The organism is Levilactobacillus muriae, from assembly GCF_045862015.1.
GTDB lineage: Bacteria > Bacillota > Bacilli > Lactobacillales > Lactobacillaceae > Levilactobacillus > Levilactobacillus muriae.
In genome coordinates, this window is sequence record NZ_BAAFRU010000005.1 from 94,128 (window position 1) to 110,002 (window position 15,875).

A 15,875-nucleotide genomic window follows, 5' to 3' on the forward strand; every position below is an offset into this window, starting at 1 on the left:
AATATTTCGCCGCTTTTTACGGAGTTAGTTCCTGTACCACCAGATGGGAGGAACGCTATGATTGATTTATCAGAATACTTTGGCCGCCGCTTACCAGCTAACACATCTACAGCCAAATTGGGAACCGGGAAGCTGGCTATTCAGCAAGTCGGACAGCACTATCAGTGCCAACGGTGTCAGCAATGGCTAGCAGACTCGAACCAGTTGCCGAACGGCGCGTGGTACTGTCGTCAATGCTTGCAGCTGGGACGGGTGACCTCACGCACTAAATTATACACTATTCCAGAGCCAAATCGGTTCTCACTACCAGAGTCACCGTTGACTTGGGTTGGCCAGTTGAGTCCGGACCAGCAACAGGCCGCCGAAAGTATTCGGTGGCACGTTCAACGCAGCCAGGATCAACTACTGTGGGCTGTGACCGGTGCCGGAAAGACCGAGATCGTCTACCCGGCATTGGCATGGGCGGTGGCTCAAGGCTGGCGGATTGCCTGGGCCTCGCCCAGAGTGGATGTTTGTTTGGAGCTAGCCCCGCGAATTCAAGCAGCGTTTGCAGCGGTCAGCCAGTGCCTCCTGTATGGTGAGCAGACGGTACCCTATCAGTATAGCCAATTGACGATCTGTACGACGCATCAGTTGTTGCGGTTTGAACGCGCTTTCGATTGGATTATTATCGATGAGGTCGATGCCTTTCCACTGGCGACGAGTCCGCTGCTGCAGCTGGCGATCACCCGTGCTGAAAAGCCCACGGGCCACCACCTCTATCTCACCGCCACGCCCGGAGAAAAGTTGCAACGCCAGATTCGTCAGCGGACACTGGTCACGACGTATTTACCGTTACGCTACCACGGTTACCTTTTGCCACAATTGCAGGTACAACTGGCGTGGCACTGGCGAGAGCAGCTGCGTAAAGGACTACTGCCACGACGACTTATCCGACAACTTTTGGCTTATTTACGACAAGGACAACGTTTCTTACTTTTTGTTCCGCATGTGCGGGATCTGCCTGAAATTATGGGCGCATTGACCCAGCAGGGAATTCGTGGTGGGGTCAGCGTTCACGCTGCCGATCCAGAACGGACGACCAAGGTTCAAGCGCTACGTGATCAGAAGGTCTCCTTTCTGGTGACCACCACAATTCTGGAGCGCGGGGTGACCTTTCCTGATATTGCGGTGGTCATTCTAGGGGGTGACGATGCTATTTTTTCAACGGCAGCTTTGGTCCAGATTGCTGGTCGGGCTGGTCGAAGCGCGGATTTTCCAGGTGGCGAGGTGACCTGTTACGTCCAAACGCAGACCCGGGTTGTCCGGCATGCACAGAGCATGATTGCACGACTCAATCGACAGGGCAAGCAACGGGGAGGAAGACGACCGTGACAGCCTGTGTGTGGTGTACGCGAACTTTCGAGTCACCCGTAACGCTGCAGGATCTGCTACGGTGGCGGCCTTTGCCAGTTCCAGCGCTGTGCCCCAGCTGTCAGGATCGCTTGACACCGATTACGGGTGCGCATTGCCCAGCGTGTGGCCGTCAGCAGGCGACGACGATTCGTTGTCATGACTGCGAGCGATGGGGATCAGAAACGTTAACGAATCGGGCGCTATTTCAGTACGATGCGGGGATGAAGGCCTATATGCAACAGTATAAGTTTCAAGGGGATTACGCTTTGCGAAAAGTACTGCAGGCCCCCCTGTATCAGGCGCTAGCTCAGCAGGCCTATGATGTTTTGGTTCCGATTCCGGTGGATCAGCAGACATGGCTGACCCGGGGCTTTAATCAGGTTACGGGATGGCTGCGTGGCCAGCCTTATCAGCAGGTGCTACGTGTGAAGGCAGATCACAAATCTCAACCCCAATCGGCTAAGACTCGGGAAGAACGACTAGTGACGCCCCAGCCATTTATGCTGGACGCTGCTGCGGCGAAAATCATTGTGAATCAACGGGTGCTATTGCTAGATGATGTCTATACGACTGGGAGAACCTTGCGCCATGCAGCGAGCCAAATTTATTTGGGAGGTGCGAAAGCGGTTACTAGCTTGACTTTAGCACGTTGAGCGACATTAAATTTCGTGAGAATAATTGTTTCTGATAGGGCTTTCTATTATAATAATAGTAAGCAAAGCATATTAGAAGAGTGGTCCTTCTGATGCTGAGCAAGCCAAGTGTTTCTTGGTTGAAGGGAGAGAAGTTTTATGCTCACATTTAATATTCGTGGTGAAAACATCGAAGTTACTGACGCAATACGGGATTACGTTGAAAAGCGTATCAGCAAGTTGGAGAAATATTTCGACAACAAAGTTGAGGCAATTGCGCATGTCAACCTGAAGGTCTACCAAAACAAGACAGCGAAGGTTGAAGTAACAATCCCACTCCCATACTTGACATTACGGGCAGAGGAAACTTCTCCGGACTTATATGCAAGTGTTGATTTGGTTACCGATAAGCTGGAACGGCAAATTCGCAAGTACAAGACCAAAGTTAACCGTAAGTCCCGGGAAAAAGGTTACAAAAACCTTGATTTCGCACCCGAAGCTGCGGAGCCAGAACCAGCTGAAGGTAAGGAGTTAGAGGTTGTTCGGACCAAGCGCGTTTCGTTGAAGCCAATGGATAATGAAGAGGCTGTTCTGCAAATGGACATGTTAGGCCATGACTTCTTTATCTATGAAGATGCTGAAACGAACGGCATCAGCATTGTGTACCGTCGTAATGACGGCCGCTACGGTTTGATCGAAGCCGATGACCAATAACCAATAATGTTAATTAAACTAATGAAGCACCGCCTCGTGTGGTGCTTTTTAGTTTGCACCGAGAACGTTAATGCGCCTTTGCTTGTGGACGTAGATCTAACTGTAGCGGCGTCCTGCCCACAGCGTTCCAGCCTAAATTTGGTGAACGGTAAGCCGGCAGGTTTGCCCCGTGTTGCCGATATTGCCGAACCGTTAAGGGGGCTAATCCATATGCCTACCTGTCATGGGATTGTTAAGCAACTGTTATGCAAAAAGCGATACATTCCGCGGTTAATCTGGTAAAATTAATAGGATTACTCTGAGGTGCAAGCTTGCTGAAACGATACGATTCCCAATAGGGCGGAAGTCGTTTCAGGTCTGGCGTCAATAAGGGTGATAGTTTAGTGACTATTTTAGTCAATAATCGTGCGAAAGAAAGCGGTTTTACGGTATTTACATGATTAGAAAAGTTTCATATTGGCTGGGTTAGTGTTAAAATGTAGATTGATTTATTGCCAAAATAAACGTTTGAAATCACTGTCCCGTGCGCGGCGAGTTTAACTTGAAGGCGACGGGAACTATTCTTGCAAAAGAATGCGTGATTTTATTAAGATTATTCAGCTGTCCGCCCAGCAACCTGTGGGCAGCAATGCTCCTTAGGATTGGGGATATCACCCAGTCTGATTTGGCGTAATTGTGGTGGCAGCGCTGTTCGGCGTTGGATCCACAAACTGCCGGTGTAAGCCGGGAGTGGTTGACGCAGACTTATTAAAATGTACTGAAGGGAATTCTCACATGGCAAATATTTTGAAACGATGGGTCGAAAGTGATCGACGGACTTTACGACGCCTCAGTAAATTAGCGGATGAAGTCGGTGCTTACGCTGATGAGTACGCAAAGCTTCCAGATGCAGATCTGCAAGCAAAAACGCCAGAATTAAAGCAACGCTATCAAGACGGCGAAACCTTGGACGATTTATTGCCTGAGGCCTTCGCTGCTGTTCGTGAAGGCGCAAAGCGGGTCCTCGGCCTCTATCCATTCCACGTCCAAATTATGGGGGGAATTGTGCTTCACGAAGGTAACATTGCCGAAATGAAGACCGGTGAAGGGAAAACCTTGACCGCAACCATGCCCGTTTACCTGAACGCCTTAGCTGGCGAAGGGGTTCACGTTGTGACGGTTAACGAATACTTATCCGCTCGTGATGCCACTGAAATGGGTGAACTTTATAACTGGATGGGTCTTTCTGTAGGGTTGAACTCTGCTGAAAAGTCTCCTGAAGAAAAGCGTGAGGCCTACAAGGCTGATATCACGTATTCCACCAACGGAGAAATTGGTTTCGATTACCTCCGGGACAACATGGTTGTCTACAAGGAAGACATGGTGCAACGTCCCTTGAGTTTTGCGATTGTCGATGAAGTTGACTCCATCTTAATTGATGAAGCGCGGACGCCATTGATCATTTCGGGTCAGTCTGAAGGAACGAGTGCCCTCTACAAGCGGGTCGACCGTTTCGCCAAGACGTTGCATGAAAAAGAAGACTTTAAGATCGACCTTGAATCCAAGACGGTGGCTTTGACCGACACTGGAATTGAAAAGGCTGAAAAGTACTTTAACCTGAAGAACTTATACGACACGGACAACACCGCCTTGACCCACCATATGGACCAAGCCTTACGGGCGAACTTCATCATGCTGCGGGACAAGGATTATGTGGTCCAAGACGGCGAAGTTCTGATTGTTGATTCCTTTACTGGGCGGGTTATGGAAGGTCGTCGGTACTCCGACGGGCTGCACCAAGCCATTGAAGCCAAGGAAGGCGTCGAGATTCAAGAAGAAACCAAGACGATGGCCAACATCACGTACCAAAACTTATTCCGGATGTACAAGAAGCTTGCCGGGATGACGGGTACTGCGAAGACCGAAGTGGAAGAATTCCGAGAAATCTACAACATGGATGTTATCTCTGTGCCAACCAACAAGCCGGTTGTCCGGGTCGACGAACCTGATCTGTTGTACCCAACCTTGGAATCCAAGTTTGATGCTGTCGTTACTGAGATTAAGATGTTACACGAAAAGGGCCAACCGATGTTGATTGGGACCGTTGCCGTTGAAACGTCTGAATACATTTCTCAGCGGTTGGATGACGAAAACATTCCGCACGTGGTCTTGAACGCTAAGAATCATGCGAGAGAAGCCGACATCATTCAGAACGCTGGCCAACGTGGCGCTGTTACCATTGCGACCAACATGGCTGGGCGGGGGACCGATATTAAATTGGGACCCGGCGTCGTTGAAATTGGTGGTTTAGCCGTTATTGGGACTGAACGACACGAGTCACGGCGGATTGATAACCAGCTTCGTGGCCGTTCCGGTCGTCAAGGTGACCCTGGTATGACGCAGTTCTACCTGTCTCTGGAAGATGATTTAATGCGCCGGTTCGGTTCCGAACGGGTTAAGAGCTTCCTGGAACGGATGAACGTTGATGGTGAAGATGCGGTTATTCGTAGCCGGATGATCACGCGGCAAGTGGAATCCGCACAAAAGCGGGTTGAAGGGAATAACTACGATTCCCGGAAGAACGTGCTGCAATACGATGACGTTATGCGTCAACAACGTGATGTGATCTATGGCGAACGGAACCAAGTCATTAACCAAGACAAGTCCCTCAAATGGGTCTTGATGCCAATGATCCAACGGACCGTTGACCGGGTGGTTAACTTGCACACGCAAGGCGACCAGGCCGATTGGGATTTGGACACGTTACTCGACTTCGGAATCTCCGCGATGGTTTCACCAGAAAAGATCAGTCTGGATGCATTGAAGGATAAGTCTGCTGATGAGATCAAGGCCTACTTCATGGGCTTAGCCGAAGATGTTTACGACGAAAAGCAAAAGCAACTCTATGATCCAGCACAAATGTTGGAATTCGAAAAGGTTGTGCTTTTACGTTGTGTGGACTCCCACTGGACGGACCACATCGACACCATGGATCAATTGCGTCAATCGATTGGTCTGCGGGGCTATGGTCAATTGAACCCATTAGTTGAATATCAACAAGAAGGATTCCGGATGTTCGGTGAAATGATCTCTGACATCGATTACGATGCCACCCGATTATTCATGAAGTCAGAAATTCGACAAAATATTACCCGTTAGTACGGGAGACGAGGCGGGGAGAGATTCCGGCCTCGTTTTTTAGAAAAGAGTGGTCTCCAAGGCTGGTTAGCCGACGAGCATTAACGTCGCTAAGGTGAAAATCCCGGGCCTGGATTTTTGGCTTAGCGGGGTTAAGCGGAATCGGCTGCCTCGGAGACCACGTTTCGGCAATGTAGCCGAGAAATCACAAAACACAAAACACAAAACACAAAAGTACAAAGCACAAAATCATTAAAAAAGGAGCCAACCACTATGGAACTTAGCGATGCTAAACGTAACATTGCGACCATGAAGGAACAACTTGCCGGCTTTAGGGGGTCGCTTTGACTTTGATGCCCTGAGTGAGAGCATCAGTATCAATGAAAGCAAGATGACGCAACCCGATTTTTGGAATGACGCTCAGTCTGCCCAGAAGTTGATTGATGAAACCAATGAAATGAAGAAGAAGGTCGAGGAGTTTGAAAGCCTCGATGCTCAGATTGATGATCTCGAAGTTGCCGTTGAACTGCTGCAAGAAGAACCCGACGCGGATATGCAAGCGGAGTTCGAACAGAATTTCAAGGTTGCTCAGGATGCCTTACATCAGTACAGCCTGAATCAATTGTTGAATCAGAAGTATGATCGAAACAATGCGATTCTGGAAATTCATCCGGGTGCGGGAGGCACTGAATCCCAGGACTGGGGCGAAATGCTCATGCGGATGTATACGCGGTGGGCGGATCAGCACGCCTTCACGGTCACGGTGCTGGATTACCAACCGGGTGAAGTTGCTGGCTTAAGCAGTGCGACACTGCTGATTGCCGGTCACAACGCTTACGGTTATTTGCGGTCCGAGAAGGGGGTTCACCGCCTCGTTCGAATCTCACCATTTGATTCAGCAGGTCGGCGTCACACGTCCTTTGCCTCCGTGGATATCTTACCAGAGTTGGATGATACCGTGGACGTAGACATCAACCCTGCCGACTTGAAAGTCGATGTTTACCGGGCTTCCGGTGCCGGTGGGCAACATGTTAACAAGACCTCATCAGCCGTGCGGATTACCCATATACCAACCGGAATTGTCACGCAGAGTCAGGCTCAACGGTCACAACTACAAAACCGACAAACGGCATTGGGGATGTTACGGGCTAAGTTGTATGAACGTGAAGAGGAAAAGAAGGCGCAGGAAAAGGCGGCTATCGAAGGCGAACAGATGGATATTGGTTGGGGGTCGCAGATTCGATCTTACGTTTTCCACCCGTACACGATGGTTAAAGATCACCGGACGGATTACGAAACGGGGAATGGGCAGGCCGTCATGGATGGGGACCTCGATCCCTTTATTGATGCTTACCTGCAATGGCAACTCAGTCAGAAAAATCCAGACTAGGACGCGTGATGAATGGCCAGTAACGACTGGTGATCGCAAGCGATAGTTGTCTTAAGTCAAAATCATTAGGCGGGTAACACGAATGTCGTGCGGCCCGCTTTTCTTTCATGCTATACTGGGGACAGTTATTTTTTTCAAGAAAGGTGTCGATGACATGCGGATATTTATAGCGTGTGGCAGTTACCTTCTACAACTCATGGTATGGGTCGCGGTGCTGCGATTGTGGGTGACGAGTCGCTCACGAATCAAACACGAACGGCGGAACTTCGGGAGTGCCGTCTACAGTGATCATTTTGAATTACGTCACTTTTTGACTCAGGGTGTTGTTTTGGGCCTGGGCCTTTCAGTGATAAATTTGGCGGTGGGATTTAGTCTGCCACTGTTGTGGATCGTGATTTATGAAATTTTGGCGACCGTGACGTTGCTTATCTTACCAACGACGGTATTGCCGTTAACGTTAATCGTGGTGAGTTCGCTTGTCACTTACTTTGGGGGAGCTTACATAACCGATTGGCCGAGTTTGGCGCCAACCGGATTGATCTGGGGAAATGGCGAAGCTAGTCAAATTCCAGTCCAGAATTACTTGTGGTTGGCAGCATTCTTCTTTCTCTTTCTCGGGCACTGGTTATCCCATTACGGCGGTCGGTTCACCGCACCGCGAATCTATGCGAAGCAGCGTGGAAAACGAATCGCTGGGTATCCGTGGCGCGAGTTTCTGGTATTGCCAATGGTGACGCTGGTTCCAGGGGATTGGTTTGCCAGTCACTGGGCCTTTTGGCCACTCTTGACCATTCATGGTCATTCCTTTGCCATTTTAGTGGTGCCACTACTCGTTGGATTACGGTTTACCGTCTTTCGGCAGGTGCCACGAGAAGTTTATCAAAAACTTGCCAAGCAACTCATTTGGTTGGCAGTCATTGCTATGGGCTTCTTTGGCTGGACAACCGCGCGTCCACAAGATTTTCCAGCACTATTGGTCTTATTGTTAGTTGGTTACGCCATCGTCCTATGGCGGGCGAAACGTTATGACGAACACCAACAATTCTGGTATTCTCAAGTTGACGATGGGGTTCGGGTTCTCGCAATTCGACCGCAGACGCCGGCAGTAAAACTTGATCTGGCTGCTGGTGATATTATTCTTGAATGTAATCACCAGCCAATCGACAGTGAAACATCCTTTTACGAGGCGTTACTGATTAATCCAACTTACTGTCATCTAAAAGTTCGGAACATGGCGGGTGAGTTGAAGGTGACGGAGACGGCGATCTATGCCGGCGCGCCACACGAAATCGGTATCGTTCTATTCAGAGATCAGGAGGAATAACCCATGAGCAGAGTCCTAGTCGTCGATGACGAGCCGGCAATCGTGACGTTGCTGCAGTACAACTTGGAACAAGCAGATTACCAGGTGGTTACGGCAATTGATGGTGAGCAGGCGTTGAATTTGGCATTGCACGAGAAGTTTGATGTCATTCTGTTAGATTTAATGCTACCGAAGTTAGATGGTGTTGAAGTAACCAAACGGTTGCGGCAGGAAAAAATCAGCACACCCATCATCATGATTACGGCTAAGGCCAGTGAGTTCGACACCGTGTTTGGACTCGAACTGGGGGCTGATGATTACATCACCAAGCCTTTCAGCCCTCGTGAGGTGATTGCCCGAATGAAAGCGGTCATGCGCCGTTATCACGAGGATGAGCCGGAGGAGAAACCTACCAAGCCAGCTACAAGTCGCTTACAAGTGGCTGATCTGACCATCGATCAGGATAAGTTCCAGGTCAAACGTGGCGACCAGTCGATTGACCTGACCCCTAAGGAATTCGAACTCTTACTCTTCTTTGCCAAACGGCCAGGAAAGGTGTGGAGTCGTGAACAGTTGCTTGAAGGTGTCTGGGGATTCGATTACAGTGGGCAAACGCGGATGGTTGATATCCACGTGTCTCATTTACGCGAAAAAATTGAAATTGACCCGAAGCATCCCGTTCTCCTGAAGACAGTCCGGGGCTTTGGTTACACCTTTGAGGTGCAGTCATGAGACGGCTACTCGCCGTGCTGGTGATTTGTGGGAGCCTGAACAGCTTACTTGTTTGGTGTGTGCGGCCCTCACAATTGGGGGTCGCTCTTCTGATTGCGTGGTCGTTGGCACTGATTGAGATGGGGGGTGTCAGTTACCTCCTGCGCTGGGGTGACCAGCGTATCAGCATTCTCACCAAAAAGGTTGAGGGTATTCGGCACGAGGAGACGCCTGCACATGTTTTACTGTCGCCCCACGATCCCTTCTATCAGTTAGCTTTGCAAATTAATTATTTACAGACCCACCAGCGTAAGATTCAACGCAAGATAGCCGGGCAGAATCAGGAATTTGCGACGCTTTTGGATTACCTTCCAATTGGCGTGATGGTTATTGACCGTTACCGCAAGGTCGAGTTGGCGAATCCCGCGATGGAACAATTCCTACAGCAGCAGATTTCGCCACGACGACATCCTTTTACGCAGGATGTCCGGCAGTTCGAATTGGCTAGTCTGATCAATTCGGCATTGAGTGAGGCAACGACAAAGCATCGCATTTTAAAGCTGCCTGGAACCCCGAATGAGCGGACGGTTGATGCCCAGGCGATCTATACGGAGACCTCACAGGATTATTTTCAAGTTTTGGTGTTGCTCTATGATGTGACCGAGGTCTACGCTGTTGAACAAATGCAGGTGGACTTTGTGTCCAATGCATCACATGAATTGAAGACACCGGTGACTGCTATTTCAGGCTTTGCCAAGACACTCTTAGCTGGGGCTAAAGATGATCCTGAAAAGCTTACTGAATTTCTGGAGATTATCGACCAGCAGAGTGAACGCTTGGTGGAGCTGATCAACGATGTTTTGACGATTTCACACTTGGAATCAGGGAATGCCGTGGAAGCCGCCAAGGTACCCGTGGGTCAGCAGGTTGAGATGCAGGCATCTCTGTTGAAACCACTGGCTGCCGTCAATCAGGTGACCTTGGTTAATCAAGTACCAGCTGATTTGATCGCGGTGACCGACCAGCACAAGTTCGATCAGATCTTGAAAAATGTGTTGGGCAACGCCATCAAATACAATCGGGCTGGGGGTAGCGTCACCCTCACCGCAGCTGTAACGGCTAAAACGTGGTCGTTGCGGATTGCAGATACTGGCGTGGGTATTTCACAGCAGGATCAGCTACGGGTATTCGAGCGGTTCTACCGAGCCGAAGTGTCCCATTCCAATCAACGGGTCAGCGGTAGTGGTTTAGGCTTGGCAATTGTCCGTGAATTAGTGGAATCTTTGAACGGCAAGATTGACCTGCAAAGTCAATTGGACGAGGGAACTACGGTGACGATGACCTTTCCGGTGAGTGCCCCGAGTTAAACGATAATCATTGAAAGCCTTATGCAAATATCATGGCGGTTCTCATCGATAGTGATGCGTCCGCTTTTTTTGTTGGCCTCCTGGACGCTATCGGGATTGTGATGATGTGCTTTCATGATTATTGCACAGATATAAAATAGTGTGCAAGCTTTTTAGAAAGTATATCATTGCTCTAAATGACGTTGTAGAAAGACGACGAATGCTATTTTAACAGAGAAATTAGCGCGACTAATTAAGCTAACCATGATATACTACCCCTGGATAGACTAGTATAAAGTTTATGGGGTGAGCTAAATGAATAAGACGATGAAGCGTCTTACAGTTTCAGGATTAACATTACTCTTACTAGGGGGGATTGTGAGCCCCAGTATTGCACTGGCAGATACGACGACGGTAACCGGCACACAACCGATTGCCAAAACAACCGCTGCTGAAAAAACTTATCAGATTGGCTCTGTAGGGATGCCCTACACGCTGATCAGTGGCAAGGAGGGAACCCAAAAATTCTATTGGTACCCTGATTGGGGAAACAGTGTGACCCGGGCTCAGATAGAGCAGCCGGGATTTATTAAGGAAATGATTGCTAAGTATCCTAATGACGATAAGGCGGCAGAGTTTGCCAATAGCTTTTCGGATATTGCGAGTGCACAGATTTCGCTGCTCCCCGGGGAAAGTTTTTATGATTATATAATCAGAGATGGCGGAAGTGAAGAGGGGACGACTGGAGCAGAGCGTGTCAAGACGAATGCGGTCATGGCCTATTACTTTGCCTGGGACTTTAGCACCGGAGCAAAGGTTAGTCTCGGCAAAATAACGCAGTCGGAAGTTCAAACGGATTATGAGACTAATCTCAAGCCCAAACTGGCCGAAATCGCCCTAGGTACGACTGTCATGAAGACAGTCGAACGGACATTAGCCACCAATCCAGAAATTTTTCGCCAAATTATGACTGGAAACTATAAGTCGTATCTCAGAGATTATCATTTAACTGGCTTCACGGAAGAGCAGGCAGAGGCGATTGATCCAGCTGCCACCGAGCGCCAGTTTACGGCCTTGGCTACTAAACCGATGACGGATTACCTGCATTTGCAGGCTGATGGGACATATGAATATGATGGCCTGCTTTCAACGGACTTCAGGTCGTTTAGTTCCTGGTATGAGGATGTGGTGACGCCTGAGCCCGGTCCCGATCCGACTCCTGTGACCAGTCAGCCAGTTACGGTCCATTACGTGGCTGAAGACGGCACTCAGGTGGCACCGAGTCAGACGTTGACCGGAAGTCTCGGCAGTGCTTACCAGGCCGAGGTAGCTAAAGTTAAAGGGTATACGTTGATTAAGACACCGGCTAACGCTACTGGGGAATTCACTAGTACAGCACAGACTGTGACCTACGTTTATCGTGCTGACCTGCAGACCGGCGGGGATGGTGACAAGGTGGTACCCGAGGGAACGGTCATCTACGCCACAAAGAAGATTGGCCTTTACCGGCAGGCAACCTTTACGAAGCAAGCCCGCAAGCAGTGGTACCAGCGAAAGTCACGTTTGAATCGGCCGATGTTCGTTGTGAAGGGATACGCAGAGTCTAAGAATGGCGTAGCTCGATATAAGGTTAAGGACGTCAATCACCACAGCAAGACAGCGGGGAAGACCGGTTACGTGACGACTAACCGTAAGTATACGGCGCCCGTTTATTATGGGACAAAACACAAGCAGATGACGGTCATCAATCCACGAGGAATCAATGCATATAATAAGAAAAATCTGACGGGAAAGGCCACGCACTATCGTCAAGGGCAGGCCTTAACGGTTAAAAAAGTTGTGAAACACAATCTGACAACGCGATTCGTTCTCAGCAATGGCCGCTACGTATCGACTAACAAGACGTTGGTCCAAGCTGGAAAAAAGACGATGCCCAAGCGGGTTCAGGCCAAACAAGCCTTGAACCGCTACCAAAACGTAAACTTAACGAGTCGTAATCGTCACTATACCAAGAAAACACAGGCCGTTTTCAAAGTTCAAGGCTGGGACTATTCTAATGCCAACAACTTTAGCAAGGGTGACACATTACGCTATCAGGTGACTGGTGGATACATCACTGGGAATCCACGGTTGGTGAAGACGATTAAGTAAGTGTGAGGACAGCTGGCTTCTGTCCCACGTTTCAGCAATATAGCTTTGGAGAGCCAAAAAAGAGTCTGGGGTGTTTTCCCCAGGCTATTTTTGTGGCATAAAAAGGCTGATGTAAGAGATTTATGAGACGATTTAACTAGTGGGGCATTGTTACCGGTGGCTGCCACAGCAGGTGGAACCTATGACGGTCTCAGACAATAAAATTTAGCCAATCAGTAGTTAACCATACCAGTTGTCAGGGGCAGACACCCATTTGCCCAAAAAAAGTTGCATGATTGGGCTATATTTACACAACCTTTACAATACGTCTACATGACATTTACATTCGTTCGGTATACTTATTTTCGAAAGGGTCGGGTGGCGACATCCGGCCGATAGGAGGTAGCGGTATGTCGAAGAAACGCTGGTGGCAGGGGCTGGGCCTATTGGTCATCGTAGGTCTAGGCCTCTTTGCTTACCAAACGCGCGAGGTCAGTCACGCGGGTGAATCTATCACGGCGGTAGGGTCCACGGCCTTACAACCTTTAGTAGAGGCAGCTGGTGAAGAGTATACAAATGATCATCTCGGAACGTTCATCAACGTTCAAGGTGGTGGAACCGGGACGGGGCTGAGCCAGATTCAAGAGGGCGCCGTCCAGATAGGGAACTCTGACCTCTTCGCGGGCGAACAGAAGAGTATCCGGGCGAACGAGTTAGTCGACCATCGGGTGGCTGTTGTGGGCATTACGCCGATTGTGAATAAGAAAGTCGGGGTCACCAATCTGACGACAGCCCAGTTGATTCAGGTCTTCACGGGTAAGGTCACCAACTGGGAACAGGTTGGTGGCGCCGATGTCCCTATTGTATTGATCAACCGCGCGCAAGGAAGTGGCACTCGGGCGACCTTTGAACAATTCGGCCTCGCTGGTCATCAATCGAAAACCTCACAAGAACAAGACTCATCCGGTATGGTGCGCCAAATTGTGGCGACTACGCCGGGAGCCATCAGTTACGTGGCTTTTTCCTACGTGGATAATACGGTTCAAGACGTTTCTCTGAACAAGGTTTCCCCAACGGAGGCCAATGTCAAGACCAACGCCTGGAGAATTTGGTCATATGAACATCTCTACACCAAAGGGCAACCGACAGGCTTAACGAAGGATTTCATTCGTTACGTGCAGTCACCAGCCATTCAAAAAACGCTGGTTCGACAGTTAGGTTATTTGTCACCGGATCAGATGAAGGTCGAGCGTAACGTTAACGGCCAAATTAAGCAGTTAGGAGGTGCCAAATGATGAAGTCCACCCAGCAACTGGAGCAACAGCTCAAGCGCCATTCCAAGGCAGCCAAGTTAGAAATCTGGGGTAAGGTCGTCAGCTTTTCGGCACTGATCCTAATTGTCGCGGTCGTGGTCGGTATCATTGGGTTTGTCGCCTCCAAGGGACTCGCAACCTTCTTTACCAACCACGTCAGTCTCTGGGATTTCCTGTCTGGCAAGAACTGGAATCCTGGCGTGACGGACGCTAATGGAAAACCAGAAGTTGGAGCGTTGCCGATGATTATGGGGTCATTCCTGATTACGGTACTTTCAGCGATCGTGGCGACACCATTTGCGATTGGCACGGCAGTCTTCATGAATGAAATATCGCCGAATAAGGGCGCCAAGATTCTACAACCAGTCACTGAACTTTTGGTGGGAATCCCATCCGTCGTTTACGGGTTCATTGGACTTTCCGTTGTCGTTCCGGCGACGCGGGCCATCTTCGGTGGAAGCGGGTTTGGGATTCTCTCCGGAACCTGTGTCCTGTTCGTCATGATTCTACCAACGGTGACGTCAATGAGCGTCGATGCGTTACGTGCGGTTCCACGCTATTACCGGGAGGCCTCACTGGCTCTGGGGGCAACGCAGTGGCAGACCATTTATAAAGTGGTCCTCCGTGCAGCGACCCCTGGGTTGATGACGGCAGTGGTCTTCGGGATGGCTCGGGCCTTTGGTGAAGCGCTAGCCGTTCAAATGGTGATTGGGAACGCTGCACTGATGCCAGGGAGTTTAGTTGACCCGTCATCTACGCTGACCTCCGTATTGACTACGGGAATCGGAAATACCGTCATGGGTTCCCTGCAGAACAACGCTCTATGGTCATTAGCGTTGGTACTGCTGCTCATGTCATTAGTCTTTAACCTGATCGTTCGCTTGATCGGTCGAAAGGGGCGTCTCCAATAGTGATGAATCCAAAAACGCAAAATAAAGTGGCAATTGGGACGTTATACGGCATTGCCGGGTTAGTTGTCTTGATTTTGTTGGCACTCCTCGGCTATATTCTGGTCAGTGGCCTGCCACAGTTGAGCTGGCACTTTCTGACGGCCCCCGCAAAGGCCTTTCTAAAAGGCGGTGGGGTTGGCGTTCAATTGTATAATTCATTTTATCTCTTGATCTTGGCCATGCTGATCTCCTTTCCGATTGCGTTGGGAGCAGCCATCTATCTCTATGAATATGCGAAAGATAATTGGGTCACGACGACGATCCGAACGGCAATCGAAATTTTGAGTTCACTGCCATCCGTGGTGGTTGGTCTCTTCGGCTTCTTGTTCTTCGTCGTTAAGTTGAGATTGGGGTTCTCGATTCTCTCGGGAGCATTTGCCCTGACTTTCTTCAACTTGCCACTGTTGACGCGGAGCATCGAGGATTCCTTACGGACGATTGATACAACACAGCGTGAGGGGGGACTGGCTCTGGGATTATCGCGGTGGGAAACGGTCACCCGCGTCATTTTACCCGCAGCTGTCCCCAGTATCCTGACTGGGGTCATCTTGAGTGCTGGGCGGGTCTTCGGTGAGGCTGCCGCCTTAATCTACACTGCGGGGCAGAGCGCCCCGGCGTTGGACTTCACCGACTGGAATCCGTTCAATATTTCCAGCCCATTGAATCCAATGCGGCCGGCCGAAACGTTGGCGGTTCACATCTGGAAGATCAACTCCGAGGGGATCATGCCAGATGCCAAGGCAATTTCATCCGGTTCCTCGGCAGTGTTGGTCCTCGCCATCTTACTGTTCAACTTTGCCGCCCGGTACTTAGGCAAGCGGTTATACAAGCGTTTGACGTCAGCGTAAAGGAGGGTCAGCCATGTTTTTAAGTA

The 15,875-nt window shown here is 49.8% G+C and carries 12 protein-coding genes; all 12 read left to right on the top strand.

Translation table 11 applies throughout. The features are described from left to right. The first annotated feature begins 57 nt into the window (after positions 1-57). Positions 58-1,374: an ATP-dependent helicase ComFA gene (locus tag ACKTSF_RS04715; RefSeq protein ID WP_407887097.1), complete on the top strand. Its 1,317-nt coding sequence runs from the start codon at positions 58-60 to the stop codon at positions 1,372-1,374. Beyond that, positions 1,371-2,048, top strand: a complete 678-nt coding sequence (locus tag ACKTSF_RS04720) for a ComF family protein (RefSeq protein ID WP_407887098.1) — start codon at positions 1,371-1,373, stop codon at positions 2,046-2,048. Before ACKTSF_RS04715 ends, ACKTSF_RS04720 begins: the two co-directional genes overlap by 4 nt. A 138-nt stretch (positions 2,049-2,186) precedes the next feature. Beyond that, positions 2,187-2,741 (top strand): ribosome hibernation-promoting factor, HPF/YfiA family, encoded by a 555-nt coding sequence (gene hpf, locus ACKTSF_RS04725; RefSeq protein WP_020088190.1) that lies wholly within the window; start codon positions 2,187-2,189, stop codon positions 2,739-2,741. A 774-nt stretch (positions 2,742-3,515) separates the two neighbouring features. Then, entirely contained in the window at positions 3,516-5,879 is a 2,364-nt protein-coding gene (gene secA, locus ACKTSF_RS04730; protein ID WP_407887101.1) for a preprotein translocase subunit SecA, read from the top strand. 252 nt (positions 5,880-6,131) lie between these two features. Continuing rightward, positions 6,132-7,248, top strand: a protein-coding gene (prfB, locus tag ACKTSF_RS04735) for a peptide chain release factor 2 (RefSeq protein ID WP_407887103.1) whose coding sequence is annotated in 2 segments (ribosomal slippage) — positions 6,132-6,203 and positions 6,205-7,248 — 1,116 coding nt in all. Because the reading frame shifts where the segments join, the coding sequence is not laid out codon by codon here. Positions 7,249-7,402: 154 nt separating this feature from the next. Beyond that, positions 7,403-8,572 carry a PDZ domain-containing protein gene (locus ACKTSF_RS04740; protein ID WP_407887105.1) on the top strand — a complete coding sequence of 390 codons (1,170 nt, stop codon included), beginning with the start codon at positions 7,403-7,405 and terminating at the stop codon, positions 8,570-8,572. A gap of 3 nt (positions 8,573-8,575) precedes the next feature. Then, complete coding sequence (locus ACKTSF_RS04745) at positions 8,576-9,283, top strand: response regulator (RefSeq protein WP_407887107.1); 708 nt, start codon at positions 8,576-8,578, stop codon at positions 9,281-9,283. After that, entirely contained in the window at positions 9,280-10,629 is a 1,350-nt protein-coding gene (locus tag ACKTSF_RS04750; protein ID WP_407887109.1) for a sensor histidine kinase, read from the top strand. The genes ACKTSF_RS04745 and ACKTSF_RS04750 overlap by 4 nt, the downstream gene beginning before the upstream one ends. Before the next feature lie 294 nt (positions 10,630-10,923). Further along, positions 10,924-12,759 carry a DUF5776 domain-containing protein gene (locus ACKTSF_RS04755; RefSeq protein ID WP_407887110.1) on the top strand — a complete coding sequence of 612 codons (1,836 nt, stop codon included), beginning with the start codon at positions 10,924-10,926 and terminating at the stop codon, positions 12,757-12,759. Between the two features lie 389 nt (positions 12,760-13,148). Further along, the gene (locus tag ACKTSF_RS04760) at positions 13,149-14,033 is read left to right on the top strand and encodes a phosphate ABC transporter substrate-binding protein (RefSeq protein WP_407887112.1); all 885 of its coding nucleotides are present in this window, start codon (positions 13,149-13,151) and stop codon (positions 14,031-14,033) included. Further along, the gene (gene pstC / locus ACKTSF_RS04765) at positions 14,033-14,962 is read left to right on the top strand and encodes a phosphate ABC transporter permease subunit PstC (RefSeq protein WP_407887240.1); all 930 of its coding nucleotides are present in this window, start codon (positions 14,033-14,035) and stop codon (positions 14,960-14,962) included. The genes ACKTSF_RS04760 and pstC overlap by 1 nt, the downstream gene beginning before the upstream one ends. 2 nt (positions 14,963-14,964) lie before the next feature. Next, positions 14,965-15,849, top strand: coding sequence for a phosphate ABC transporter permease PstA (gene pstA, locus ACKTSF_RS04770; RefSeq protein ID WP_407887242.1), 885 nt, complete (start codon positions 14,965-14,967; stop codon positions 15,847-15,849). Positions 15,850-15,875 lie beyond the last annotated feature (26 nt).

What these genes read in the sequence shown, in the direction of transcription:
- ACKTSF_RS04715 (WP_407887097.1), top strand. Translation starts at nt 58, where the DNA reads ATGATTGATTTATCAGAATACTTTGGCCGCCGCTTACCAGCTAACACA.
- hpf (WP_020088190.1), top strand. Translation starts at nt 2,187, where the DNA reads ATGCTCACATTTAATATTCGTGGTGAAAACATCGAAGTTACTGACGCA.
- secA (WP_407887101.1), top strand. Translation starts at nt 3,516, where the DNA reads ATGGCAAATATTTTGAAACGATGGGTCGAAAGTGATCGACGGACTTTA.
- ACKTSF_RS04740 (WP_407887105.1), top strand. Translation starts at nt 7,403, where the DNA reads ATGCGGATATTTATAGCGTGTGGCAGTTACCTTCTACAACTCATGGTA.
- ACKTSF_RS04745 (WP_407887107.1), top strand. Translation starts at nt 8,576, where the DNA reads ATGAGCAGAGTCCTAGTCGTCGATGACGAGCCGGCAATCGTGACGTTG.
- ACKTSF_RS04750 (WP_407887109.1), top strand. Translation starts at nt 9,280, where the DNA reads ATGAGACGGCTACTCGCCGTGCTGGTGATTTGTGGGAGCCTGAACAGC.
- ACKTSF_RS04755 (WP_407887110.1), top strand. Translation starts at nt 10,924, where the DNA reads ATGAATAAGACGATGAAGCGTCTTACAGTTTCAGGATTAACATTACTC.
- ACKTSF_RS04760 (WP_407887112.1), top strand. Translation starts at nt 13,149, where the DNA reads ATGTCGAAGAAACGCTGGTGGCAGGGGCTGGGCCTATTGGTCATCGTA.
- pstC (WP_407887240.1), top strand. Translation starts at nt 14,033, where the DNA reads ATGAAGTCCACCCAGCAACTGGAGCAACAGCTCAAGCGCCATTCCAAG.
- pstA (WP_407887242.1), top strand. Translation starts at nt 14,965, where the DNA reads ATGAATCCAAAAACGCAAAATAAAGTGGCAATTGGGACGTTATACGGC.